General features: G+C 72.0%; 20 protein-coding genes. 11 read left to right on the forward strand and 9 right to left on the reverse strand.

Translation table 11 applies throughout. The features are described 5' to 3' along the window. Position 1 precedes the first annotated feature (1 nt). The 4 genes from AB0J06_RS02600 to AB0J06_RS02615 are packed head-to-tail and all read left to right on the forward strand — an operon-like array spanning position 2 to position 4,255. Positions 2-1,942 carry an MFS transporter gene (locus AB0J06_RS02600; RefSeq protein ID WP_357423813.1) on the forward strand — a complete coding sequence of 647 codons (1,941 nt, stop codon included), beginning with the start codon at positions 2-4 and terminating at the stop codon, positions 1,940-1,942. A gap of 4 nt (positions 1,943-1,946) precedes the next feature. Beyond that, positions 1,947-2,492 (forward strand): hypothetical protein, encoded by a 546-nt coding sequence (locus tag AB0J06_RS02605; protein ID WP_357423815.1) that lies wholly within the window; start codon positions 1,947-1,949, stop codon positions 2,490-2,492. Next, entirely contained in the window at positions 2,489-3,634 is a 1,146-nt protein-coding gene (locus AB0J06_RS02610; protein WP_357423817.1) for a M23 family metallopeptidase, read from the forward strand. Before AB0J06_RS02605 ends, AB0J06_RS02610 begins: the two co-directional genes overlap by 4 nt. Before the next feature lie 15 nt (positions 3,635-3,649). After that, positions 3,650-4,255, forward strand: a complete 606-nt coding sequence (locus tag AB0J06_RS02615; RefSeq protein WP_357423819.1) for a hypothetical protein — start codon at positions 3,650-3,652, stop codon at positions 4,253-4,255. A gap of 3 nt (positions 4,256-4,258) precedes the next feature. On the opposite strand, the gene AB0J06_RS02620 is transcribed toward AB0J06_RS02615, so the two are convergent. After that, positions 4,259-4,798: a hypothetical protein gene (locus AB0J06_RS02620; protein WP_357423961.1), complete on the reverse strand. Its 540-nt coding sequence runs from the start codon at positions 4,796-4,798 to the stop codon at positions 4,259-4,261. 208 nt (positions 4,799-5,006) lie between these two features. Between AB0J06_RS02620 and AB0J06_RS02625 the strand changes: the two genes are divergently transcribed. From AB0J06_RS02625 to AB0J06_RS02635, 3 genes are read left to right on the forward strand one after another with little or no spacing between them, the layout of a single operon-like run. Next, positions 5,007-7,586: an FtsK/SpoIIIE domain-containing protein gene (locus tag AB0J06_RS02625; protein ID WP_357423821.1), complete on the forward strand. Its 2,580-nt coding sequence runs from the start codon at positions 5,007-5,009 to the stop codon at positions 7,584-7,586. Beyond that, positions 7,583-8,227 carry a hypothetical protein gene (locus AB0J06_RS02630; protein ID WP_357423823.1) on the forward strand — a complete coding sequence of 215 codons (645 nt, stop codon included), beginning with the start codon at positions 7,583-7,585 and terminating at the stop codon, positions 8,225-8,227. The genes AB0J06_RS02625 and AB0J06_RS02630 overlap by 4 nt, the downstream gene beginning before the upstream one ends. Before the next feature lie 8 nt (positions 8,228-8,235). Next, a complete protein-coding gene (locus AB0J06_RS02635; RefSeq protein ID WP_357423825.1) occupies positions 8,236-8,496 on the forward strand; it encodes a hypothetical protein in 261 nt (86 codons plus the stop codon). 38 nt (positions 8,497-8,534) lie between these two features. On the opposite strand, the gene folE is transcribed toward AB0J06_RS02635, so the two are convergent. From folE to hpt, 3 genes are all read right to left on the reverse strand, one after another. Continuing rightward, positions 8,535-9,161: a GTP cyclohydrolase I FolE gene (folE, locus tag AB0J06_RS02640; protein WP_357423963.1), complete on the reverse strand. Its 627-nt coding sequence runs from the start codon at positions 9,159-9,161 to the stop codon at positions 8,535-8,537. 50 nt (positions 9,162-9,211) lie between these two features. Then, positions 9,212-11,224, reverse strand: coding sequence for an ATP-dependent zinc metalloprotease FtsH (gene ftsH / locus AB0J06_RS02645; RefSeq protein ID WP_357423965.1), 2,013 nt, complete (start codon positions 11,222-11,224; stop codon positions 9,212-9,214). A 377-nt stretch (positions 11,225-11,601) separates the two neighbouring features. Further along, complete coding sequence (hpt, locus tag AB0J06_RS02650; protein WP_357423827.1) at positions 11,602-12,177, reverse strand: hypoxanthine phosphoribosyltransferase; 576 nt, start codon at positions 12,175-12,177, stop codon at positions 11,602-11,604. Positions 12,178-12,547: 370 nt separating this feature from the next. Between hpt and AB0J06_RS02655 the strand changes: the two genes are divergently transcribed. Then, positions 12,548-13,507 carry a helix-turn-helix domain-containing protein gene (locus tag AB0J06_RS02655; RefSeq protein ID WP_357423829.1) on the forward strand — a complete coding sequence of 320 codons (960 nt, stop codon included), beginning with the start codon at positions 12,548-12,550 and terminating at the stop codon, positions 13,505-13,507. Here AB0J06_RS02655 and AB0J06_RS02660 read toward each other — a convergent pair. The 4 genes from AB0J06_RS02660 to dacB all read right to left on the reverse strand — a co-directional run bounded on the left by AB0J06_RS02660 (position 13,504) and on the right by dacB (position 18,888). Further along, on the reverse strand, positions 13,504-15,144 hold the full coding sequence (locus AB0J06_RS02660) for a gamma-glutamyltransferase family protein (protein ID WP_357423831.1): 1,641 nt from the start codon (positions 15,142-15,144) through the stop codon (positions 13,504-13,506). The two genes, AB0J06_RS02655 and AB0J06_RS02660, sit on opposite strands and share 4 nt — an antisense overlap. Positions 15,145-15,261: 117 nt before the next feature. Next, complete coding sequence (gene tilS / locus AB0J06_RS02665) at positions 15,262-16,251, reverse strand: tRNA lysidine(34) synthetase TilS (protein ID WP_357423833.1); 990 nt, start codon at positions 16,249-16,251, stop codon at positions 15,262-15,264. A 9-nt stretch (positions 16,252-16,260) separates the two neighbouring features. Next, complete coding sequence (locus AB0J06_RS02670; RefSeq protein ID WP_357423835.1) at positions 16,261-17,331, reverse strand: zinc-dependent metalloprotease; 1,071 nt, start codon at positions 17,329-17,331, stop codon at positions 16,261-16,263. A gap of 120 nt (positions 17,332-17,451) precedes the next feature. Continuing rightward, positions 17,452-18,888: a D-alanyl-D-alanine carboxypeptidase/D-alanyl-D-alanine-endopeptidase gene (dacB, locus tag AB0J06_RS02675; protein ID WP_357423837.1), complete on the reverse strand. Its 1,437-nt coding sequence runs from the start codon at positions 18,886-18,888 to the stop codon at positions 17,452-17,454. Between the two features lie 52 nt (positions 18,889-18,940). Between dacB and AB0J06_RS02680 the strand changes: the two genes are divergently transcribed. Both AB0J06_RS02680 and AB0J06_RS02685 read left to right on the forward strand, forming a co-directional pair. Then, positions 18,941-19,180, forward strand: a complete 240-nt coding sequence (locus tag AB0J06_RS02680) for a hypothetical protein (protein ID WP_357423839.1) — start codon at positions 18,941-18,943, stop codon at positions 19,178-19,180. Between the two features lie 357 nt (positions 19,181-19,537). Further along, positions 19,538-20,044, forward strand: coding sequence for an inorganic diphosphatase (locus tag AB0J06_RS02685; RefSeq protein WP_357423841.1), 507 nt, complete (start codon positions 19,538-19,540; stop codon positions 20,042-20,044). Positions 20,045-20,105: 61 nt separating this feature from the next. Here the strand turns inward: AB0J06_RS02685 and eccD are convergent, their stop codons facing one another. Further along, on the reverse strand, positions 20,106-21,536 hold the full coding sequence (gene eccD, locus AB0J06_RS02690) for a type VII secretion integral membrane protein EccD (protein WP_357423843.1): 1,431 nt from the start codon (positions 21,534-21,536) through the stop codon (positions 20,106-20,108). Between the two features lie 314 nt (positions 21,537-21,850). On the opposite strand from eccD, the gene eccCa reads away from it, so the two are divergent. Further along, the gene (gene eccCa, locus AB0J06_RS02695) at positions 21,851-25,834 is read left to right on the forward strand and encodes a type VII secretion protein EccCa (RefSeq protein ID WP_357423845.1); all 3,984 of its coding nucleotides are present in this window, start codon (positions 21,851-21,853) and stop codon (positions 25,832-25,834) included. Positions 25,835-25,883 lie beyond the last annotated feature (49 nt).

Consider the following 25,883-nt stretch of genomic DNA (forward strand, 5'->3'; position numbering starts at 1 on the left):
CATGGCGAGAGCCCCGCGGGTCGCCGCCCCCCGGATGCCCGCGATGATCCTCGCCCTTCTGCTCACCGCGCTGGCGACGGTCGCCTGGCCGCTCTTCGGCGCCGCGTCCGCGTCGGCCGCCCCGGTGCCGGCCAGGGCTGCCGGCGACCTCTGCTCGACGCAGCAGTGGCAGGCCGACTTCCGCGCCTGCGTCGCGAAGCTCAAGGAGGTCGCCAGCTCCGAAGTGGAGTGTCGGAACGCGCCCACACCGAGCACGCCGGACTCGGGACTGGCCGGCTGGTTCGCGAGCCGACCGGACTCGTCGAAGCAACCCGGCCCGCGCGGCCTGTACAGCGACTACGGATACGCCGGATACAGCTACTCGACCTACGGCCTCGACAACGGCTGCGCTTCCACACTGACCAATCCGGAATACAGGTTCACCACCACGATGGCGAACGGCGAGTTCATGGTCGCCACCGCCGTGATCGGTGCCTCCAACGCGCTGCGGGAGCGCGCCTGGAGCCCACAGTCGATGTGGGGATGGGCCGATCCGCTCGTTGATCAGGCGACGAGGGCGGTCTACCAGAAGGTGTTCAGCGTCTTCGGCATCATCACGCTCTGCGTGGTCGGACTCTATCTGATCTGGCGGTCACGCCAGTCCGACATGAGCAACGCGATGACGACCGCCGGCTGGGCTGTTCTCGTCATGGTGGCGGTGACCGCGCTGGCGGCGTGGCCGGTGAAGTCGGCCAACATCGCCGATGGGGCGCTGATCACCACGCTGGGCGTCGTTCACGACGCGGTCGGGCCAACGGCGAAGGACGTTCCCCCGGACAAGTGCGCCTTACCGGACCGAACCGCGTGTATCGACAAGCGCCCACCGGGAGTTCGCGCCAGCGACACGGCAACCGACACGATGCTCTACCGCAACTGGCTGCGCGGTGTGCTCGGTTCGGCCGACAGCGAGACCGCGAAGAAGTACGGCCGGGCGCTCTACGACGCGAAATCGCTCTCCTGGGACGAGGCCCAGAAGTTGCGCCAGAATCCCGGGACGCGCGAGGCGACGATCGACGCCAAGAAACAACAGTGGGCGCGGGTCGCGGCGCAGATCGAGACGGAGGATCCGGAGGCGTACGAATACCTTCAGGGCACCCGGGACATGGAACGGATCGGGGCCGGATTCATCGCCGTGCTCGCGGCGGTGCTCTTCGCGATGTTCGATCTCACCGCCTCACTGCTCGTGCTGCTCGGCTTCCTGATCTTCCGTTGGGCGGTGATCGCCGCTCCCATTCTCGGGACGGTCGGGCTGATGCGCCCGGCCAGCGCCGGGATCCGGCGGCTGGCGAACGCCATCGTGGCCGCGCTCTTCAACATCGCCATCTTCGGCACCGGCGCGGCCATCTACCTCTTCGCCGTCGATCTGGTGATGAACACGCCGACCCTGCCGGGCTGGCTGCAGGTGGTGCTCGTCTGGCTCTGCGGCGTCGTGGGGTGGCTGCTGCTGCGCCCCTACCGACGGATCACTCAACTCGGCGGGAAGGACGGCACCGCCGCCGTTACGTCCGCGGGCTCGTGGCACCGGCGGTTCTTCCGGGACATGCGTGAGGCGGCCAAGCTCAACGTCGCGGAGCCGGGCGGCACCGCCGAACCCCAGGTGGGCAGGGCGCGACAGGTCTTCGTGGAGCAGACGAACCTGCGCCCGGAGGCGCGGCTGGAGGATCCGGCACACGGCGCCACCGCGCGCCCGGACGGCCGGGAACGCGCAGAGGGTTCGCCGGCCCCCGTGGAGCAGCGCAAACCGTCGACGCCACGAACGGCGCCCACGCGCCCGCGACGATCCGTCGAATGGGCCGAGCCGGACGTGCCCGCCGACTCGCCGTCATACGCCATCTACCGGCCGGACACCGGGGAGACCACGACGAGCCCCCCGACGCCGCGGATCCGTACCGAGGCCAGGTGACGCCGTGCGCGACGCAGTCGGGCTTCTCATCAAAGGCATTCTCCGCTCCCGGGTCGGCCTCGCGCTCGGCCTCGCGCTCATCGTGCTCGCCATCATCGGCGTCGCCCGGACGTTTTCCGGCCCCACTGAGTCCCCTTCGCTGGTGAAGCCGCCGACCGCGCCCGTGCTGGCGACGGATCCGACCGTCGGCGACGACGGCCTGCAGTCGGTGCCACCGCCCCCGTCGCCGACCGCGAATCCCGGCACGACACCGCCCGAAATCGTCGCGCGATCCTTCGCCGCCGCATGGGTCAACCACCGCGACGTCTCGGCGGTGCAGTGGCACGACGCTCTCCGTCCACTCTCGACCGCCGCGTTGACCCGGAAGCTCGCCGACGTCGATCCGGTGGTCGTTCCAGCGGAACGGTTGGTCGGTGAGCCGACCCTGCTGCCGCTCACGTCCGGTGTCGTGGAGGTGGAGATCAGCGTCGATTCCGGGAAACTTCGGCTGCGCCTGACTGCGCCGGACGGGCGTTGGCTGGTCGACGGCGTGGACTGGGAGCGCGGATGACGGCCGGAGACCTGCCCCGGGCGGCGGGCGCCGCGCGAAGGCCGGCACGGCGGGCGGCGCTGGCCCTCGCGCTGACCGCGGCGCTGGCGCTGCTCTGCTGCACCGGCGGGGCAGGCGCGTTCTTCCTCACCGGCACCGGGGGCGAGGAGGCCCCGGTGCTGACCACCTTTGGCTGTGGGGAAGGCGGTTTGGTCAACCCGGACGGCCAGCTTCCGGTGACGAAGTTCTACGGCAGAGCCCAGATACGGAATGCCGCGACGATCATCAACGTGGGCGCTGACATGGGAGTCCCGCCGCGCGGATGGGTGATCGCCGTAGCTACGGCTATACAGGAGTCGACGCTGACGAACCTGCCACATCTCGGGCAACGAAACGACCATGACTCGGTGGGGCTGTTTCAACAGCGCCCGAGTCAGGGTTGGGGCACCCCGGCGCAGTTGCGTGATGCCGCCTACGCATCGCGGAAGTTCTACCAGAAGCTGGTGGCGATCAAGGGCTGGGAAACGATGGCGCTGACGGATGCCGCACAGCGGGTCCAGGTGAGCGCGTTCCCGGACGCGTACGCGAAACATGAACCGGTGGCGACCGAGATCGTCAACCTGCTGGCCGGCGGCGCGGCGCGGGCAGTCGGCCAGAGCGGGGCGCTGCGATGTGCCGGGTTCGGCGAGGTCGCGGCGTCAGGATGGACGCGTCCCGTTCCCGGCACCGTCGGGTCCGGCTTCCGCACGAGCGATCGTCCCGGACACAACGGCGTCGACATCGCCGCCCCGAAGGGGACACTGATCCGGGCCGCGGCTGCTGGCCGCGTCATCATCTCGCGGTGCGATCCGGACCAGTACGGTCGGCTGAGCTGCAATGTTGACGGGTCACCGGCGAAGAGCGGTTGCGGGTGGTTTGTCGACATCATGCACGCGGGCAGGGTGGTCACGAGATACTGCCACATGGTCAGAAAGCCGGCCGTTGACGAGAACGACATGGTGGAGGCCGGGGAGGTGATCGGTGAGGTGGGGTCGAGCGGTAATTCGTCTGGCCCGCACCTGCACTTCGAGGTGCACGTCCGCGGTGACCAGAGCCGACGGGGCGCCGTCAACCCGGAGTCGTTCATGCGTGACCGTGGCGCGTCGCTGCGCGAAGCGAGTTGAGCAGGAAGATCCTTCATGAGCCGCGAACCGCTGCCGGACCCGTTCGCGGGGCAGCCTGACTGGGCGCCCCGGCCACCTCGGCCGATCGTGCCGACGCCGGCCGCGACCGCGGCGGAGCTGCGTGGGCGGCGGGTCATCGTCGGCCTGCCGGGACTGGGTTGGCGCGGCGAGCTGCGGGGTGACGAGAAGGTCGTGCAGGGCAGCCGGACCTATGTCCCCGTCATCCCGGAGCACGAGTGGTATCGCGCGGAGGCGGATCAGATCGAGGTTTTCGCGCCGCTGGTGCCGGCGGAACGGGTCTGGGTGGAGCAGCTGGGCGAATCCAGCAAGACGGCGCCGAACCGCGGCGATGTCATATCGCGGCTGGTCTCGCTCGACGTGCCACCGCCACGCACTCCCGTGCCGGTCGTGGACGCCGATTCGGTAGCCGGCCGGCGCGTCGCGCAGATGGTCGACGGGGTGGAACGGCGCGACCTCCGCGCGGTGACCGAGGTGCACACCAGCGCGGACGGCGACATCTGCGTGCGCGTGGCGGTCGAGTTGGAGTGGTACCGGTGGGCGTGGTCCGGGCAGCCCCCCAAGACACTCGAAGTCCCCGTCCACGAACTCTGGATCGAGTAGTCGTCAGTCGGCTCGCTCGGCCCCGCACACGCGCCAACCGTCTTCTTGCCGTGTCTCGAATGTCCACGCTTGCAGGTCGGTTTGCGGAAAGTCATCGACTACGGTCGAAATTTTCAGTTCGGCACGCACCGTCGCCAAATCGCGCTCCGCGTTGACCGCTAACGCTCCCCACTGGACGGAGAACTCACTCCCGAACCGCTTTTCGCGGGACTGCAAATCCTCTCGAAACTCCTTAATCGCGTCGAGTCGGTCCGCGCCGCGACATGAATAGAGGGCAGCAGCGGTGTCGTCGCGCTCGATCAGGAGCGCGCGCAGGTAGTTGTCGACGGCGACGTCCGGGGCGCTGCGGTCCGGGGCGGTGGCGTTGTCGTACAAGGCGTAGGCCATGCCCACGCTGCCCATACAGAGCAGCAGCACCATCCCGCCGACGATCGCCAGCGTGACGCGGAGCCGTCGCCCGGGCGGCATGGGGGTGCCGGCCGGGACGGGTATCGGAGGCGGCGATCCGGGGGTGTACTCGGAGCGCATCGGGGGCTGCGCCATGTCCACAAATCGAGCCTAACGTTCGACACGACTGCCGCCAACACCCCGTTCAACTTCAATGTGTGATTGCCTCGCAACAATGAGTTACCACAGCTCAGATGCTGCCATAAGCTCTGAGCGGCCGGCCGATGCGCGTCCCCGATGATGCGGACGCACTGGGATACGGTCTCTGTCCAGAGGGGCGCCGGCCGAACGGAAGGCGGACAGTGTGGCCAGCTTGAAAACGCGTACCAGTCACGCCGCCGCACTGCACCGGAAAGCGGCGGCCGCCGTCGCCGCCGCGTCGGCCGCGCTCGATGCGACCCGGCCACCGGAGGCCGACCAGGGGCAGCAGCATGAGCTGGCGAAGCGGCTGCGCGCCGCCGCCGCGGTGCTCGCTCCGGGCTGGCTCGGCGCCGACCTTGACGCGCAGTCGCCCGAGACACCGCTCGGCGGGGCGGCACAACCACGGTTCGTCCGGATCGGCGTCGCACAGCCCCTCGCCGACGCGCGCTTTCCGGCGCTGGTGCCGCTGCTCGGCGCCGGACACCTCGCCATCGACGCCGACGCGCGCGACCCGCGGGTGGCCGGTCTGCTCCGCGCCGTGCTGCTGCGCCTGCTCGCGGCGGCCCCCGCCGGTTCCATGCTGGTCCGGGCGGTCGACGGCGCGGGCTCGGGGATGCTCTTCGCGCCGTTCGCGGCGCTGGCCGACGCGGGCCTGATGCCGCCGCCGGTCACCGAACTGACCGGTCTCCGGGCCACGCTCGCGGAAGCGGAGCAATGGGTACGGCCGGGGCGGACCGCCGGCGTCCGTCAGCAGCATCACGAGCGGAGCCTGCTGCTGGTGATCGCCTCGTTGCCCCAGTTGACCGAGGGCGCCGACCTGGCCCGCATCGGGACGCTCGCGCAGCATGGCCCGGAGTCCGGGCTGCACCTGATCGTGGGAGGTTGGCCGCCGCCACCGCTGACCGCGGAGATGACCCAGCCGCCGTTGCCGCGCAGCACGGCCGTCGCGCTCCGCAACCCGTACGCGCTGGTTGGCGATCCGCCCGGCGGATTCTTCACGACGCCCGCGCCGCATCTGCCGTCGACCGGGCTCAACGCGCCGGTCTTCCTCGATGAGGATCCCCCCGCCCATCTCGTCGAGCGGGTGTGTCAGGAGCTCGGCTCCGAGTTGGCCGCGAGTGCCCGGCTGCGTCTCGATGATCTCCTCCCCGACGACACCGACGGCCTCTGGTCGGACGACGCGGCGGAAGGGCTCGCCACGCCGGTCGGTCATGACGGCGACACGGTCGTCACGCTGCAGTTCAACGACCTGACCCCGCATTGGATGATCGGCGGGCGGTCCGGTGCCGGCAAGACCGCGTTCTTGATCAACGTCCTGTACGGCCTCTGCACCCGCTATGGGCCGGCCGAGCTGACGCTCTACCTCCTGGACTTCAAGGAGGGGGTGTCGTTCGCCGAGTTCGTGCCGACCGAGCGCGACCGGACGTGGCTGCCGCAGGCTCGGGCGGTCGGTGTCGAGTCCGACCGCGAATACGGCGTGGCGATGCTGCGCGAACTGAACGCGGAGATGACGCGCCGATCGGTGGCGTACAAGAAGGCGGGGGTGACCCGCTTCGCGGATCTGCGGGAGCATCATCGCCTGCCGCGGGTGCTCTGCGTGATCGACGAGTTCCAGGTGCTGCTCGAGGGGGGCGATGCGCTGGCGGCGGAGGCGGTGGGGCTGCTGGAGTCCCTGGCGCGCAAGGGGCGCTCCTACGGCATCCATCTGGTCCTCGCCAGCCAGACCGTGCGCGGCGTCGAGGCGCTCTACGCCAAGCGCGATTCGATCTTCGGGCAGTTCCCGGTGCGGGTGGCGCTGCCCGGCGGCGGCGACGTCCTCGAACCGACCAACGACTCCGCCGCCGGTCTGCCGCTCGGCACAGCCGTGGTCAACACGGCCGGCGGTCTCGGCGGCCCGCGGCGGGCGACACGCGGCCACGAGCGGACGGTGCGTTTCCCGGACCCGCACGCGGACCGGGCGGCGCTGACCGCGCTGCGGCACCGGGTGTGGGCCGCCCGGATGCCCGAGGCGCAGCCGCCCCGCGTTTTCGCGGGGTACGCCCACCAGTTCCTCAACGACGACCCCACCTACCGCGCCGCCCTGGCGGGTCGCAGCACCCGACCGGCGGCGCTGGTGGGCCGCACGATCGACGTGTCGCTCCCGACCGCCGCGTTCCCGCTCGACACGACTCCCGGCCGGCATCTGGCCATTCTCGGTCCGAGCCCGATCGGCGCGGATGTGCTGGATGCGGCGGCGCGCGGCGTGGCCGCGCACCACGCGCCCCGTACGACGCGGTTCGTCATCGCGTCGCTCGTCGCGGCGGGCGACGAGTTGGCGACGGCGCTGGCGACGGATCTGGCGCAGCGGCAGGAGGTGGAGACGGTCGACGCGGCGGGCCTGGCGAAGGCGCTCGGCACCACGGAGCCGGGTTATCTGGTGGTCTTCGGCATGGATGCCACGGGCCCCGGCCGGCTACCGCCGGACCGCCTACGCGGCCTGTTACGGGAAGGTCCGGGCCGTGGGGTCCATCTGCTCTCCTGGTGGCGCGGGTTGCGCCGGTTCACCGAGGAGATCGGCGGCAGCGCGGCGCGCGAGGACGTTGCCGGCATGGTCTTCCTCAACGTGCCGGGCACGGATGTGTCGCTGCTGCTCGGCCAGCCGGTCGACTGGCAACCGCGCCCCAACCGGGCGCTGCTGCACGACCGGCATGCCGACCGCACCTCGGTGATCGTCCCCTTCGTCCGGCCGGAGCGTGAGTCGTGACCGAGCAGGAGAATCATGCGGACGCATGGCTCGACTATCTGGGCGCGGCACAGCAGCTCGATGCGGTGCGCCGGGGCGCCGCGACGGTCGCGGGCGCGCAGGCGCACACGGTCGAGGCCGCGCGCGACGAGCTGCTCGGTGTCGGCGCGCGGCTGGCCCCGCAGCAGTCCCGGCTCCGCACTCTCGGCGTACCCCTGTCGCAGCTGGCGCCCACACCCGACGAGGTCGCTGCCGCCGGTCAGGCGATGGCCGGGGATCCCGAGGCGGTGCTGGCCGCGCTGCGGCACGCGCGCGTAACCGCGGACTCGGCAGACGCCGCTGTGGTCGGCTCGGCGACGCTCCCGCCGGGGGACTCTGCTCCCTGGCGGCGCAATCTGCTGGTCTACGGCCCGTTCGCCCTGGTGGTTCTCGTCGTGCAGATCGGCCTGGTGGTCGCCGCCGGCGGCCGGGCCGGGTTCGGGGCGCTGGTCTGCGGGCTGGCGATGCCGGTTGCGGCGTTCGGTTTGGGGTGGCTCACCGTCGGGCTGCTCTTCCGCCCCCCGGCGGGTGGGCGGGTCGACCGGACAGCTCTGCTGGGGGCCGCGGTCTGCGCGGCTCCGCTGCTGGTGACGGCCGTCGGCGCGCTCGCCGTCCCGGGATAGGAGGTGCCATGCCCAGCGTGGAAGAGGTGAAGGTGCACGTCGCCGCCTCGGTGGACCAGACCGAGCGGGCGGTCGCCGCGATGCGTGCGGTGACCGATCAGCTCGACGAGGCGCTCGCCCGGTTGCGGCTGACCGCGATCGGTTCCGTGCATCCGTCGGTGTTCGACGCGATCTCGCGGCTGGAGCAGGCGCGGATGCGGCTGGAGGAGGCGCAGACGCTGGCGCTCGGCGCGACGGACGCCGCGAACAGCTACCGCGCGATCGTCTGACGGGTTGACCGGCCGCATCGCTGCGGGCCGGCGGCGGGTCAGGAGTGGATGATGAGACTCATCGCCTCGGCGCGGGACTTCGCATCCTGCTTGAAGATGCCGCGTACCGCCGACGTGATGGTCTTCGATCCGGCCTTCTGGATGCCGCGCATCGCCATGCACATGTGCTCGCACTCGAGGACCGCGATCACGCCCCGCGGGTCGAGCCGCGAGTTGAGCAGATCGGCGATCTGGGAGGTGAGCCGCTCCTGCACCTGCGGGCGTCGGGCGTAGACCTCGACGAGCCGCGCCAGCTTGGAGAGCCCGGTGATCCGGCCGTTTGCGCCGGGGATGTAGCCGATGTGCGCCACGCCGCGGAACGGCAGGAGGTGGTGCTCGCAGAGGGACATCACCTCGATGTCCCGGACCAGCACCAACTCGTCGTGGTTGGCCTCGAACGTCGTGGTCAGCACCTGCGCCGGGTCGACCCGCAGCCCGGCGAAGAGCTCGGCGTACGCACGGGCGACCCGCGCCGGCGTCTTGATCAGCCCGTCCCGGTCCGGGTCCTCGCCGACGGCGATCAGGATCTCCCGGACGGCCTTTTCGATCCGGGCCAGGTCGACGGCGTTCTCCACCGGGGTGCCCGTGAGCTTGCCGTCCACCAACCGGGCGGCGAGATAGTCCAGCGCGTCGTCACCGGGTTCGGTGGCCGACGCGCTGGACTCGTGTTCGCTGCTCAGTGGGGGCCGTCCGAGTTCGTCGAGCTGCCACCGACGGTCGCCTGGGCGCCGTCCGCCGCGGCCTGCGCCTTGAGGCTCTCCTTCTCGGCCGGGGTGAGCACCGGCGGCTCGGTGGAGGGCAGACGCTTGCCGAAGCCGTTGTACGGCGCCATCGGCGGGCGCTTGACCACCCGGGCGCAGATGCGCGCCATGTCGGGCTGCGAGATGGTCTCCTTCTCGATCAGCTCCAGCACGATCGAGTCGAGCACGTCCCGGTATTCGACCAGGATCTCCCACGCCTCGTCGTGCGCCAGCTCGATCAGCGCACGCACCTCGCTGTCGATCTCGGCCGCGACCGAGTCGGAGTAGTCGCGCTCGTGGCCCATCGTCCGGCCGAGGAACGGCTCGTCGCCGCTGGTGCCGTACTTGACCGCACCGAGCTTCGAGCTCATGCCGTACTGCGTGATCATCGCTCGGGCCAGCGCGCTGGCCTTCTCGATGTCGTTGCCGGCCCCCGTGGTCGGCTCGTGGAACACGAGCTCCTCCGCGGCGCGACCGCCCAGCGCGTAGGCCAGAGTGTCGATCATCTCGGCCCGGGTCTGGGTGTACTTGTCCTCGGTGGGGAGCACCAGGGTGTGGCCCAGGGAGCGGCCACGGGACAGGATCGTCACCTTGTGCACCGGCGCCGAGTGCGGCAGCGCCCAGGCGACCAGCGCGTGCCCACCCTCGTGGTACGCGGTGATCTTCTTCTCGTGGTCGCTCATCACCCGCGTACGGCGCTGCGGTCCCGCGATGACCCGGTCGATCGACTCTTCCAGGTAGTCGTTGTCGATCGCCCGCTTGTCGTGCCGGGCGGTCAGCAGCGCGGACTCGTTGATGACGTTGGCCAGGTCGGCGCCGGTGAAGCCCGGCGTACGCCGGGCAACCGCGTCGAGGTCGACGTCGGGCGAGAACGGCTTGCCCTTGGCGTGCACCCGCAGGATCGCCTTGCGGCCCTCCATGTCCGGGCTGTCGACCGCGATCTGCCGGTCGAAGCGGCCCGGCCGGAGCAGCGCCGGGTCGAGGATGTCGGGCCGGTTGGTGGCGGCGATCAGGATGACGCCGCCCTTGGTGTCGAAGCCGTCCATCTCGACGAGAAGCTGGTTGAGCGTCTGCTCACGCTCGTCGTGACCGCCGCCCATGCCGGCGCCGCGGTGGCGGCCGACGGCGTCGATCTCGTCGACGAACACGATCGCCGGAGCGTTCGCCTTGGCCTGCTCGAACAGGTCACGCACCCGGCTTGCGCCGACGCCGACGAACATCTCGACGAAGTCGGAGCCGGAGATCGAATAGAACGGGACCCCGGCCTCGCCGGCGACGGCGCGGGCCAGCAGGGTCTTACCCGTTCCGGGCGGACCGAAGAGGAGCACACCCTTGGGGATCTTGGCGCCGAGGGCCTGGTACTTCGCCGGGTTCTGCAGGAAATCCTTGATTTCGTGCAGTTCCTCGACCGCCTCTTCGGCGCCGGCGACATCGGCGAAGGTCGTCTTCGGCGTGTCCTTGGTGATCATCTTCGCCTTGGACTTGCCGAAGTTGAGCACCCGGGAGCCGCCGCCCTGCATCTGCGACATGAAGAGCAGAAGCAGGATGACCAGGACCGCGATCGGCAGCAGGTTGACCAGCAGCGTGATGAACACGCTGTCGGAGGAGACCTCCGTGTTGGCGTCCCCGGCGATGCGGCCTGCGGCCTTGGCCTCCAGCACCTTGTTCCATACCTGGTCACCGACCTGGTACGGGTACTGGGCCTCGATCCGCTTGGTCGTGGTGTCGCCGAACTTGGCGTCATCCTTGAGGTCGATCCGGAGCGTCTGCTCCTTGTCCTGGACGACCACCTTCTGAATGCCCGGCTTGTTCAGTTGGTCGAGCGCCACCGAGGTGTCGACCTTGTGATAGCTCGGGCCGCTGGTGAAGAACGAGCTGAGCGCAATCGCACCGATGATCACCAGGATGATCCAGACCACCGGGCGGCGGAAGAAACGCGTACGTTCCATGCTGTTGTCGAGCGCGAACGCCCGGACCCTCCTGATCGCCGTTCTGACCGTCTGGTTGGCGTGGCCGCTGAGCCACCGGCCACAGCCGCCGTTACCGGCCGGCCGCGACCCCGGGCGCTGACACACCGCGCCACGGTGATTCGAAGGTACACCGTGCGCGCGAGGTGTGCGGTTGCGAGCCCTTTGGCCACTCGCCCCGACTACGCCTCATGCTGATGCGGCAACGGACCGTCAATCCGGCCTCCGACCCGCAAGCTGGGCAACGGGGCGAGCAGCAGGATCGACGAAGCTTCACCGCACTAGCGCCTACCGTAGCCGCGTTTCCTGAAAGTCGGCTGTACGTGGGCCGGGAATGTCGGGCGAGCCCCGCGCGGGGATCAGACGCGGGAGTAGACCTCCGGCTTGAGCACCCCGACGTAGGGCACCTCACGGTAGCGCTCCCCGAAGTCCAGGCCGTAGCCGACGACGAACTCGCTCGGGATGTCGAAACCGACGTACTTCACGTCCACCGGCACCTTGACCGCCTCGGGCTTGCGGAACAGCGCCACGACCTCGACGCTCGCCGCGTCCCGCGACTCGAGGTACTTCAGCAGCCAGGACAGCGTCAGGCCGGAGTCGACGATGTCCTCGACGACGACCACGTGCCGGCCGGCGATGTCCCGGTCGAGGTCCTTCAGGATGCGTACGACGCCGGAGGACGTGGTCCCCTGCCCGTACGACGAGACGGCCATGAACTCGAGTTCGACGGGAGGGCCGTTGCGCCCGAGCGCGCGGGCGAAGTCGGCCATGAACATGACCGCACCCTTGAGCACGCAGACGAGCAGCAGGGAATCACCCACCGCCGCGTAGTCGGCGGAGACCTGCTTGGCCAGCTCCGCGGTCTTCTCGCGGATCTGCGCCTCGGAAATGATCACGTGGTCGATATCGGCGTCGTACCAGGAGCCCTCAGCCATGACCTAAGCCTGCCGTACGGGGATCGCGGCCCGTCGCCGGGGCGGTCACTTAGTTAGGTGAACCGCTCCGGCGAACCGACGTCAGGATGCGGGCGGGTGTCAGCGGAAGCCACCGCACGTGGGCTTCCAGTCGGCGGAGTCGCGGGAGTCGACCGTCAGGCCGGCGACCGTGGCGACTGCGAGCAGGATCAGGAAGAGCAGGAGTACGAGGAGTTCCATGGCGGCGCAACCTTTCGGGCTGTTTGTGGACTTCGCCGCCGGTGCGCACCGGACGTTTCCCATTCAGTCTCCGCAACCACCCGTACGGGGGACAGTGGCAGTGATGCCATTGAACCTCGATTTTCTGCCAGGTGCGGCGTACGCTGCTGCCATGCTGCGCAGTGTCGCCGTGATCGCGATGGACGGGGTCGCCGCCTTCGAGCTGGGTGTGCTGGCCGAGGTCTTCGGCACCGACCGCACCGCCGACGGTTTCCCGGGCTACCGCTTCGCCGTGTGCACTCCCGACGGCGGGCCGGTACGCACCCAGTCCGGCTTCCATCTCGTACCCCACTCCGACCTGACCCCGGTCGACCATGCCGACCTGGTCGCCGTCCCCGCCCACGCCCACGCCAAGGGTCCGACGGCGCCCGAGCCGGTGCTCGACGCGCTACGCCGGGCCCACGCGCGCGGCGCCCATGTCCTCTCGGTCTGTTCCGGCGCCTTCGTCCTCGGCGCCGCCGGTCTGCTCGACGACCGCGAGTGCACGACCCACTGGAATTACGCCGACGACCTGGCCCACCGCCATCCCCGCGCCCGGGTCCGGTGCAACTCCCTCTACGTCCAGGACGGCACCGTGCTGACCAGCGCGGGCACCGCAGCCGGCATCGACGCCTGCCTGCACCTCGTCCGCCAGGAGCACGGGTCGGCGATAGCGGTCAAGCTGGCGCGGCGGATGGTGGTGCCGCCGCACCGCGACGGGGGGCAGGCGCAGTTCATCGAGGCGCCGATGCCGCGCACGCCGGACGCGCCGACGTTGGAGCCGGTCCTCGGCTGGCTCGTCGCCCACCTCGACCGGAACATCAGCGTCGACGACCTGGCCGCACGCGCCCACATGGCACCGCGCACGTTCGCGCGGCGGTTCCGCGCGGAGACCGGCACCACGCCGCACGACTGGCTCACCAACCAGCGGGTGCTGCTCGCCCGCCGCCTGCTGGAGGAGACCGACCTGGGCGTGCAGGCCGTCGCGACCCGCGCCGGCTTCGGTGACGCCGCGACCCTTCGCCACCACTTCGGCCGGCGGGTCGGCGCGACGCCGCACGCCTACCGGACCACGTTCCGCGAACGGGTCTAGTAGCCGATCGCGCAGCCGTCGGCGCGCGGCTCCGACCCGGCCACATAGCCCCCTGCCCGGTCGGGCAGCCGCCAGATCGCCTGGCCGTACCCGAACGCCGACGGATCACCCGCCACCGCCACCTCGTGGCCGCGACGCCGTAGCTCCTCGACGACGCCCGGCCGCGCGGCGAGCGCCGGCTCCACGAGCAGGGACCGCCCGGTGTGCCAGTACCAGCGCGGGGCGTCCAGCGCCGCCTGCGGATCCAGCCCGCCGTCCAGCGTCGCGGAGATGAGCTGCAGGTGCCCCTGCGGTTGCATGTGGCCGCCCATCACGCCGAACGGTCCCACCGGCTCGCCGCCCCGGGTCAGAAAGCCGGGGATGATCGTATGGAAGGGGCGCTTGCCGGGCGCGACGACGTTGGGGTGCTGCGGATCGAGACTGAACCCCGCGCCCCGGTTCTGCAGTCCGAACCCGAAGCCGGGCAGCACCACATGCGAGCCGAAGCCCATGTAGTTGGACTGGATGAGACTGACCATCATCCCGCGGCCGTCGGCCGCGCAGAGGTAGACGGTGCCGCCCCGCGTCGGGTCGCCGGGAGCGGGAGCGCCCGCCCGCTCCCCGATCAGCGCCCGGCGGGTCGCCGCGTACCCCTCGGTGAGCAACGCGTCGGTCGGCACCGCGACCCGCTCCGGGTCGGCCACGTACGCGTGGGCATCGGCGAAGCCGAGCTTCATCGCCTCCACCTGCCAGTGCACCCGTTCGGCCGGCGACATCGCCGCGAGGTCGACGCCGTCCAGGATGTTGAGGGCGAGCAGCGCGGCCACGCCTTGCCCGTTCGGCGGCAGCTCCCACACCTGGTGACCCCGGTAGCCGGCGCCGACCGGATCCACCCAGCTCGACGAGTGCGTCGCCAGGTCGTCTCCGGTGAGCAGGCCACCGGTACGGGCGGCGTGCCCGGCGAGGGCCTCCGCGATCTCCCCGGCGTAGAACGACTCCGCGCCGCTCGCCGCGATCCGCCGCAGCGTGCCGGCGGCGTCCGGGTTGCGCCACCGCTCACCGGCGCGGGGCGCCCGTCGGCCATCCATCGTGAAGACCCGCGACCATTCGGCGAACTCCTCCCCGGCGAGCGCCGCGTGCGCCTCCGCGCTCCGCGCCCAACCGGCGGCCACCCCGGGCGAGACCGGATACCCGTGCTCGGCGTACCCGACCGCATCGGCGAAAAGGTCGGCGAAGGGCAGCGCGCCGAACCGGTCGTGCAGATCCCGCCATCCGGCCGGCGCCCCGGGGACGGTGACCGGCAGCCAGCCCCGGGTGGGCAGTCCGACGGCGCCGGCCTGCGCGCCGCCGTGCGCCGGGGAGGACGGTGCGCCCTGCCCGTCGGTGGCGGCGAACACGGCGGTACGGGTCAACGTCGCCGGCGAGCGGCCGGAGGCGTTCAGTCCGTGCAGTCGGGCGCCGTCCCAGACGAGCGCGAAGAGGTCGCCGCCGATGTCATTGGAGCCGGGTTGCACGACGGTCAGCGTGATCGCGGTGGCCAACGCCGCGTCGACGGCGTTGCCGCCGCGGCGCAGCACCGCCAGCCCGGCCGCCGCGGCAAGGGGCTGGCTCGTCGCGACGGCGCCGTGCGGGGCATAGAGCGGGGTGCGCGCGACCATTCCCCCATGATCCCGGTGATCAGAGATCGGCTCGGCGTGTCGCCGGCGCGTCGTCGGTCGGATCCCCTGATCATCCGGATCTCGACGACGCCGACCGCCCGCCGACTGCCGGGCACCTCACCGCGATCGGACGAGCCGCCCATCCCGCCGCGCCACCAGGATCCCGCCCGGCAGGTGCACGGCCCCCTGCCCGTGCCAGTCGGTGACCAGGGCGTCGAGCGCCACCACGTGCCGGTGGGAGAGCGCGGCGGCGGCGGCGCCGAGCTCACGGGCCCACGCGTGCAGCACGCGGGTGCGCAGCGCCGGGAGCAGCTCTGCCAACGCGGCGACCCGCACCGCCCCGTCCGCCGCGCGGGCGGCGTCCAGCGCCGAGCCCGCCAGGGCGTCCAGCGCCGCGGTGTCCGCCGCGAGGAGTCCCGCCGTGCGGGCCAGGTTGGCCACGACGCCCGGACCGAGCACCTCGACGAGCGCGGGAAGCGCGCTCGACCGCACCCGCGCCCGCGCGTACGCCGGGTCGGCGTTGTGCGGGTCCTCCCACGGCGTCAGCCCGAGCGCCGCGCACGCCTCGCGGGTCTCCGCGCGGGAGACGTCGAGCAGCGGACGGAGCATGCGTACACCCGCCAGCTCGCGCACCGCGGGCATGCCGGACAGGCCCCGCGGGCCGGCGCCCCGGGCGAGCGCGAGCAGCACCGTCTCGGCCTGGTCGTCACGGGTGTGACCGAGCAGCACGGCGGCCGCGTCGTGCCGCCGCGCCGCCGCGACCAGCGCCTCGTAGCGGGCCGCCCGGGCCGCCGCCTCCGGGCCGCCCGTACGGCCGGCCACGGTCACGGTCGCCACCTCGACCGGCTCGAAGTCGAGCTTCGCCGCCCACTCCGCCACCGCGGTCGCGCGCTGCGCCGACCCTTCCTGCAGACCATGGTCGACGGTCACCAGCCCGGCACGCATTCCCATCCGGGCGGCCACGAACGCGGCGGCCGACGCGAGCGCGAGCGAATCCGCGCCCCCGGAACAGGCCACGAGGATCGGCGCCGCGGAGGACGGCAGCTGGGTGAGGGCCTTCCGTACGGCGAGCCGGACCGCGGCGACCGGCGGCGCGAGCGGAGCCACGGCGGCCGGTCAGGCGGTCGGGGCGGAGCCCGGCACCGGGCCGTGCACCCGCGCCACCCACGCGTCCGGGTCGCCCAGCTCGTCCAGGCGCGGAAGGGTCAGCGGCGAGTCGAAGATCTTGTTGAAGCCGGCCATTCCGACCCGCTCCACGACACCGTGGACGAACTTGCGCCCCTCGGCGTACTGGCGCATTTTGACGTCGATGCCGAGCAGCTTGCGGATCGCCTTCTCCAGCGGGTTGCCCGACTCGCGGCGCCGGTTGAACCGCGCGCGGATCTGCTCGACGCTCGGGATCACCTCGGGGCCGACGCCGTCCATCACGAACTCGGCATGCCCTTCCAGGAGCGTCATCAGGGCGGTCAGCCGGTCGAGCACCGCCCGCTGGGCCGGTGTCTGGACGATGTCGAGGACGCTGGCGCGGCTCTCCGGATCGCGCACCGAGTCCGACAGGGTCGCCACGCCCCGGCGCAGCCGCTCCAGCAGATGCTCGCCACCCGCCTGCGACGCGTCGACGAAGGCCTGGACCTCACCCAGGAAATGCCCACGCATCCACGGCACGGCGGTGAACTGGGTGCGGTGGGTGACCTCGTGCAGGCAGACCCAGAGCCGGAAGTCGCGCGGATCGGCCTGCAGCTTGCGCTCCACCTCGACGATGTTCGGCGCGATCAGCAACAACTGGCCGGGCTCGGCGGAGAAGACCTCGTACTGGCCGAGCACCCGGCCGGAGAGATAGGCCAGCACCGTACCCGCCTGCACCCCGGTCAACCGCGAGCCGATCGCGTCGGTCAACGCCCCCGGCTGCTTGTCCCCGGACAGGCGGCTGACGAGCGGAGTGATGACCTCGCGGAGGCCGGCTATGTTGACCGCCGCCCAGTCCCGCCGGTCGACCACCCGAACCGGTGGGTGGGCCACCTGCGAGCGCAGCCCCGTGTAGGAGGTCACGTGTCCGGCGGCCTCGTCGGTCAACCGCCGTAGATCGGTGACGACCTCAGCGGCCTCGTCGTAGGAGACTTTCGGACCCGACTTACCCAGCGCGCCGGCGGTGGCGGCGGCCAGGTCCCAGTCCACGAACTGCGCCATGGACCCACCGTACCCGTGGCGGCACACCCCGACGGCGGCTCGCATACGAGGCTCGACGGCTCCGCCGCCGATCGGCGCCGGGGATCGGCAGCCCGGTACAGACCGGCAGGACGGGCCCGGTCAGCGGCAGCCGCATGCGGCGAGGGTCGCCGCGATCCGGTCGAGCGCCGGCTGTGCCACTTCAGGACCAGTCGGCACCTGATCGGCGAGGGCCGCGAAGGCGAGCACCCGACCGTCGGCGGTGGTGAGCACGCCGGAGAGCGTGTTCACGCCGGAGAGGGTGCCCGTCTTGGCCCGCACCACGCCGGCGCCCGCCCGGTTCTGCACGGCCGGACTGGCGAAGCGCTGCTGCAACGTGCCCGACCATGCCGCCACCGGCAGCCCGGCGAAGACCGACGCGAGTTCCGGCCGCGACGGGTTCGCGGCGAGCGTGAGCGCCTGGGCCAGCGTCGACGGCGGGATCCTGTTCCGACGGGAGAGCCCGCTGGCGTCGGAGAGTTCGATGTTGTTGGCGGGCAGACCGAGCTCCGCGAGGACGGCAACCATCGCCGTCGCGCCGCCGGCGAAGGAGGCGGGCTGATTGCGGGCAAGCGCGACCTGCCGAGCCAGTGCTTCGGCGACCACGTTGTCGCTCTCGTTGAGCATGAACTCCACCAGCCGGATCATGGGTGGGGACTGCACACGCCCGAGCTCGCTGCCCGGAGCCACCGCTTCGGCGCCGCCCCCGGCGGTGGGGCCCCCGCTCCCCCGAGCGGCCGGCGCTCCGTTCTGCCCGCCACCCGCCGGGGCGGACCCCCGCGTCACCGCGTCCTGCGGCAGGCCGAGCGCCTTCGCGAACGCCTGGCCGGCGGCGACGTCCGGCTTCATGGTCCGTTCGCCGTTCTTCCCCTGCGCCGGGTCGATCCGCCCACCGTCCATCATGAGAGCGGCGATGGGTGCCGCGTAGCCGTCGGTCGGACGGTAGGAATCCCAGCCCGGCCCGTCGACAGGGCCGGAATAGAGGCTGCCGTCGATGATGACCTTGCTCGGCGGCGAGCCGCCCAGCGCGGTTTTCACCTGCTGCGCCAGCTGGTCGAGGCGTCCCGCCCCGGGGTAGTAGCCCTTGGCGTTGGCGGCCAGGGTGGGATCTCCGGCCCCGACGAGCACCACCTCGCCGGGATTGGCGCCGGCGACGACGCGGGTCGGAATCCGGTACGCCTCCCCGCGGGCGGCCAGCACGGTCGCGGCGGTGAGCACCTTCGTGGTCGAGGCCGGCACGGTCGGGGTGTCGGCCTGGCGCGCGTAGATGGATTGGCCGGTCAGGATGTCGACCACCGAGACGTGCGCGCTGCTCACGACGGATCCGCCGATGACCTGGTCCAGCGCCGCCTGAACCGCGGCGGGGCTGGGCATGGGCGCGTCAGCCGCCACGCCCGCAAGAACCGGCGACAGGGCCGGCTCGGGCGGATCGGTGACCGGGGCCGGCCCGACGGGCCCCGCGCCGAGCCATCCGGCGACCGGGCCGGGTCGGACGATCACCAGCCCGGTGGCGATCAGGGCGAGCACGAGCACCGACACGAGAGCGGCAAGGATCCCCTTGCGGCGACGGCGCGGCGCGGGAGGAGGCGTCGTGGCCGCAGGAGGAGGCGTCGCGGTGGCGGGCCGCGGCGGCTGCGGCCCGGTCGGCGCGCCGGGAGGGGTTTCGTCCGGTCCGGCCGGCGGCTGCGGCGCGCCCGACGCCGGCGGCCAGGTCGCCGAGGGGCCCGGGGGCGCCGGCGTCGGCGAGGTCCAGGACGGGGCGGGCGGCACCACGGCCCGGCCCTGGGAGGCGCCGGGGGGCCGCCCGGTCATGGGACCGGGATGGGACTGACCCGGGCCGCCGGGGGGCGGCGTCGAAGACGGAGGCGCTCCGGGGGTCGCCGGGTCATCGGGGTGACTCACGGCTGGCGGCCGCACTGCGGCACGGCCACGCGGGGGCTCGGACGGTCGCTGTGCGGCCTCGCCGTTCTGCCCGGAAGGCACCCGGCCGGCGGGCGGCGGCGGCGCCGCGCCCGAGCCGGAATGTGAATCTTCCCTCTCCATCGGCCCCTCCTCCCATTCAGCAATCCGCCTAGGCGACACTACTTGCGACCGAACACCCTGGGGGGCCCGGAGCGACACGAGTGGGATCACTCAGCCGGCCCACCCCGGGTTCCGTTAGCCAGCGTGGGCAACAAGGGAGCGTGAGATGGATTTCGACGTGACGGTTGAGATCCCCAAGGGTCACCGGAACAAGTACGAGGTGGACCACGTGACCGGCCGGATCAGGCTGGATCGCACGCTCTTCACTTCAACGCAGTATCCGGCGGACTACGGGTTCATCGAGGGCACCCTGGGACAGGACGGCGATCCGCTCGACGCGCTCGTGCTGGTACCCGAACCCACGTTCCCAGGTTGCCTCATCCGCTGCCGCGCCATCGGCATGTTCCGGATGACGGACGAAAAGGGCGCGGACGACAAGGTCCTCTGCGTGCCCTTCGAGGACCCGCGCCAGGAACACCTGCGTGACATCCATCACCTGGGTGAGTTCGATCGACTCGAGATCCAGCACTTCTTCGAGGTGTACAAGGACCTCGAGCCCGGCAAGTCGGTCGAGGGCGCCACCTGGGTCGGCCGCATGGAGGCGGAGGACGAGATCCGCGCGTCCTACCAGCGGCAGCGTGACGCCGAGGCGAGCGGCGAAACCGCGCACTGACCACATCCGCGCCACGTCCTGACCCGCCGGGCTCCGCCGGGACAGGACGTGGCGTGTGTCGTCAGCCGAGCAGGCCGCGGGCCCGGGCGTAGAGCCCCAGCACCGCACAGGCCACCGGCACGACGGAGACCACCATCACGGTGTCGAAGAGGTCGGCGGCCCGCCCCAGGTAGGGTGACGGCGGCCGACGCGAGTAGGTGGCACCGGCCGCCACGGTCACCAGGGCGAGGATGAGTCCACCCGCGGTCAACCCGAGCAGCCCGGCGTGATCGACCCGACCGGCAAGGCTCGCGCCGAGCACCGCGAAGCCGACCAGACCGGCGGCGACCAGAGGCACCCGCTGGCGCAGCGTGACGAAGAGCCGCGAGCGGAGCAGCAGACCGCCCGCCGAGACCGCCGCCAGCAGCCGACCGGCGAATCCGTCGTCCGTCACGAGCAGCAGAGCCGCCGCGCCGGCGAGCACGGCATGACCGGTCAGCATCCCGGTCAGCAACTCCTCCGTACGGGCCACCGCGGCGAAGACCCGGCCCCGCTCCGGCCGCTCCCGCGCGCTCTCCGGCGAACCCACGCCGGCCGCAGTGAAGCCCTCCGCCCCCTCCGCCCCCGTGGGCAGGGTGATCGGCGGCATCGGAAGCTTGCCGAAGCGGATCGCCAGCAGCGGCAGCACGCCGATCCCGCAGACCAGGACGGACATGAGCACCGCCGCGGCCCCGGCCGCGGTCAGGAAGAACCCGGCCAGCGCGGTGATCGCCCCGAGCAGACCGACGGTCACCCCGGCGGCGAAGACCCGGAGGCCGGTGGCGGTCCCGACCAGGCCGAGGATGGCGACGAGCAGCAGCGCCACCGAGCCGACCAGCAGCTCCGGCGCACCCATCCACCGCAGCGGCCCGAGAACCCCGACCGGATCACCGGAGGCGACCAGGAGCGCGCCACCGGCGAAGGCGTACGGCAGGGCGTAGCCGCCCAGCGCCGTGCCGGCCGGGCCGTCCCCGTACCCCCGGGAGGCGACGACGCCGGCGAGAGCGAGCAGGACCGCGACGCCGAGCGCGACGAACGCCCCGATCCCCCACGACGGTCCGCCGTGGAGCACCGCGAGAAGACCGACGGTGAGCAGCACTCCCGACCCGACCAGGGTGGCGGCACGGGTGGCGGGCGCACCCCAGGCCGCCCCCCGACGGCGCGCGCCGTCGGCGATCGCCTCGACCACGTCGTCGTATTCGAGCTCCGGCCACTGTGCACGCGCCGGAACGAGGTGCAGCACCTCGCCGTCGCGCACCCCCTGCGGCAGCAGACCCTGCTCGGTCAGGAGCGGCGCCCCGTCCGTACGGCGCAGCACCCAGCCGCCGTGCCGCTCCCCGTCGTCGGCGAGCCCCTCGCCGGCGTGCCGCAGCACCTCCGGCAGCAGCTCCGCGAGGGGGACGTGTTCGGGGAGCGCGACGTCGACCCGCCGCTGCGGGGCGTTGATGGTGACGCGGGCGAGCCCGATGCTCATCGACAGTCCTTGATTGAGGGTGCAGCCATGGCTGCGGGGACGACCGCACTTTACCTACCATGGGCCGGGCTCGGCCCACCGAGCGATTGGGGAGGCGGCGTGAGCGCGGGGAGCGAGGGTTCCGGGGCGGCCTGCGCGAATCGGCGCGGCGCCGGAAACCGGGCAGCGCGAAGCGGGCCCGGCAGTCGCGAGCGAAGGGCCGGGCACGTGGGCACGGGTGGCGGGCGCCGCAGCGGACGCGGCGCGTGGCGGGGGGCACCCCGGCATCGAGTGGAGCGAGGGGCAGGCATGAGCAGGCGCGGCGAGGGGGCGGCATGAGCACGGTCGTCGTCAAACGGCCTCCGCGGCGACCGGCGCCGGAGATTCCGACCGGCGAGCTGGCCGTGGAGGCGCCACCCGAGATTCCACAGGCCACCGGCGCACGCTGGCAGCAGCTCATGATGATGCTGCCGATGCTCGGCGGCTCGGTCGCGATGGCGATGATGTTCGGCCGCGGCGGGGGCACCTACTCCTATGTGGTGGGGGCGATGTTCGGCGTCTCCTCCCTCGCCATGCTGGCGACGTCTTGGGGCAGCGCCTCGGGGTCTCCGAAGAAGGCGGAGATGATGGCGGCCCGCCGCGAGTACCTGCGCCATCTCGCGACGCTGCGCCGGCGGGTGCGGGAGACCGCTGCCCGGCAGCGCGCCGGCCTCTTCTACCGGCACCCCGATCCGGCGCAGCTCTGGTCAACCGCCGGCAGCCACCGCCTCTGGGAACGCCGCAGCACCGACCCGGACTTCGGCGTCGTCCGGGTCGCGGTCGGCCCGCAGACCCTCGCCACGCCGCTCACCCCGCCGGTCACCCGGCCGCTGGAGGACCTCGAGCCGATGACGGCCGGGGCGCTACGCCGCTTCCTCGACGCGTACTCGGTCGTCCCGGACCTGCCCGTCGCGTTGTCGCTGCGCGGCTTCGCCCGGGTGTTCCTGCGCGCCGAAGCGGATACGCGGGCGGAGCCGGCGGACGGGAGCAGCGAGGCACAGGCCCTGGCCCGCGCGATGCTCGCCCAGCTCTCCGTCTTCCACGCCCCCGATGACCTGCTGATCGCGGTCTGCGCCGGGCCGGAACGCCGGGCCGCCTGGGAGTGGGTGAAGTGGCTGCCGCACGCGCACCACCCGACCCGCAGCGACGCGCTCGGTCCGGTGCGGCTGGTGACGAGCGCGGGCGCCGACCTGGAGAGGCTGATCGACGACGTGCTGGGCAACCGGCCGCGGTTCAGCCCCGCGGGCCCCGCGACCGACGGCCCGCACGTGGTGGTGGTGCTGGACGGCGGCGACCTGACCGGTGCGACGCACCTGGTGAGCGACAGCGGCATCGACGGCGTGACCGTACTCGACCTGGACGCCACGCCGCCGCGGCTGCTCGACCGTTCGATGCTCGTGCTGGAGGTGCGGGCGGGCCGGCGGCTGGTCACCTATTCGACCGACGGTCAGGCCGAGGTAGGCACGCCGGACCGGCTCGGGGTCGCCGAGGCGGAGGCGGTCGCCCGCCGGGTCGCCCCGCTGCGGCTGGCCGCGGCCGCGAAGGGCTCCGACGCGCCGCTCGCGGCTGAAATGGGGCTCGCCGAACTGCTCGGCATCACCGATCCCGACAACTTCAGCCCGGTGCAGGGCTGGGCGCCGCGCCCCAACCGGGACAAGCTGCGGGTGCCGATCGGTGTCGGCGCGGACGGAGGCGCCATCGATCTGGACCTCAAGGAGTCGGCACAGGACGGGATGGGGCCGCACGGCCTGCTCATCGGCGCGACCGGCTCCGGCAAGTCCGAACTGCTGCGCACCCTGGTGCTCGGCCTGGCGGCGACGCACTCCTCCGAGACCCTCAACTTCGTGCTGGTGGACTTCAAGGGCGGCGCCACCTTCTCCTCGCTGGACCGGCTGCCGCACACCGCCGCGGTGATCACCAACCTCGCCGACGAGCTACCGCTCGTCGACCGCATGGTGGACGCCATCAACGGTGAGCTGATCCGACGGCAGGAGCTGCTCCGACGCGCGGGCAACTTCGGCAGCTTGCGCGACTACGAAAAGGCACGCGCCGGGGGCGCCGCGCTCGCCCCGCTCCCCTCACTGTTGATCATCTGCGACGAATTCTCCGAACTGCTCTCCGCGAAACCCGACTTCATCGACCTGTTCGTCCAGATCGGACGGCTGGGACGGTCGCTCGGCGTACACCTGCTGCTCGCGTCGCAGCGGCTCGAAGAGGGACGGCTGCGCGGACTGGACACGCACCTGTCCTACCGGATCGGCCTGCGGACCTTCTCCGCGCTGGAGTCGCGCGCGGTGCTCGGGGTCCCCGACGCGTACGAGCTGCCGCGCTCCCCCGGCCACGGCTACCTCAAATTCGGCACCGAGCCACTGGTGCGGTTCAAGGCCGCCTACGTCTCCGGCGTCTTCGACAAGCCGGGCGCCGGCGCGGGCATGGACGGTCGCACCGGAACGGCCCGGGTGCTCAACTACAGCACCCACTACGTGCCGGCGCCCGAGCCGGTCCAGGCCCCGCTGCAACCCGTGGCCGACGAAGCCGCGGGCGGCACCAGCCTGCTCGACATCATGGTGTCGCGACTGGTCGGTCAGGGACCGCCGGCGCACCAGGTGTGGCTACCGCCGCTCTCCCAGGCGCCGGCGCTGGACGAGCTGCTCGGCCCGGTCACCACGGATCCGGTGCGCGGGCTGACCTTCGCCAACCCGGAACTGCACGGCGCCCTGCAGGTGCCGGTCGCGCTCGTGGACAAGCCGTACGAGCAGCGCCGCGATCTGCTGTGGCTGTCGTTGGAGGGTTCGGCCGGGCACGTCGCCGTGGTCGGCGGCCCGCAGACCGGCAAGTCCAGCCTGCTCCGCACGCTGGTCTGCGGCCTGGCGCTGACCCACACCCCGACCGAGGTGCAGATCTACTGCCTGGACTTCGGTGGCGGTTCGCTGGCGGCGCTGCGCGACCTGCCCCACGTCGGCGGGGTCGCCGGCCGGCTCGACACCGCCGCCGTCCGGCGTACGGTCGGCGAGGTCGCCACCCTGCTCGCCGAGCGGGAGCGACGCTTCGCGGACCTGGGCGTCGACTCGATGTCCGCCTACCGCAAACGTCGCGCGGCCGCGGCGGCCGGAAACGCGGACAGCGCCGGGCAGGACCCCTTCGGGGACGTCTTCCTCGTCGTGGACGGCTGGCCGACGCTGCGCGGCGAGTACGACGATCTGGAACCACTGGTCACCGACATCGCCACCCGCGGCCTCTCGTACGGGGTGCACGTCGTCGCCGCGGCTCCACGATGGATGGACTTCCGGCCGGCGATCCGCGACCTCTTCGGCTCCCGGCTGGAGCTGCGGCTCGGTGACCCGAGCGACTCGATCGTCTCGCGCCGCTCCGCGGCGAACGTTCCCGAGAAGTCCCCGGGACGCGGCATCACGGCCGAGAGTCTGCACTTCCTGACCGTACTGCCGGAACTGTCCAGTCTCGACGGCGAGACGCCGGCACTGGTCAAGGCGGTGGCCGCGGCGTGGGCGGGGGCACCCGCTCCTCGCGTGCGGCTGTTGCCACCGGTGCTGCCGTACTCCGAATTGGACCTTACGCGGACGGCCGGGCTGCGCCTGCCGATCGGCGTCGCCGAGGCGGACCTGCAGCCGGTCTCGGTCGATTTCGCGACCGAGCCGCATTTCCTGCTGTTCGGCGACGCCGAGTGCGGCAAATCGTCGTTCCTGCGCGCCCTGGCGACCTCGATCACCACCCGGTTCACTCCGGAGCAGGCCCGGGTGATCCTGGTCGACTACCGGCGCAGTCTGCTCGGGGTGATCGATTCCGAACATCTCATCGGCTACGGCACGGCGGCGGCCGCGACGACGGAGCTGATCGAGTCCGTGGCCGGCTACATGCAACGCCGGTTGCCGGGCCCCGATGTGACGCCGCAGCAGTTGCGGGACCGTTCGTGGTGGACGGGGCCGGAGTTGTTCGTCCTGGTCGACGACTACGACCTGGTGGCGACCGGTCCGGCGAACCCGTTGCGCGGGCTGGAGGAGTACCTGCCGCAGGCCCGCGACATCGGATTGCACCTGGTGGTCACGCGCCGCTCGGGCGGGGCGTCCCGGTCGCTCTACGAGCCGATCATCCAACGACTGCGCGAACTTTCGTCTCCCGGCCTGGTGATGTCCGGGGACACGGATGAGGGTGCACTGATCGGTACGGTGCGACCTGCGCCGATGCCGCCGGGACGGGGCCGGCTGGTGACCCGGAAGGAAGGAGTGCGCCTCATCCAGTTGGCACATCTACCTCCGAACTGACCGCGCCGCACACGTTGTGCGGCACCCGAAACCGCCAAATCACGGTAAC

Source organism: Micromonospora sp. NPDC049679 (genome assembly GCF_040659735.1).
Lineage (GTDB): Bacteria > Actinomycetota > Actinomycetes > Mycobacteriales > Micromonosporaceae > Micromonospora_I.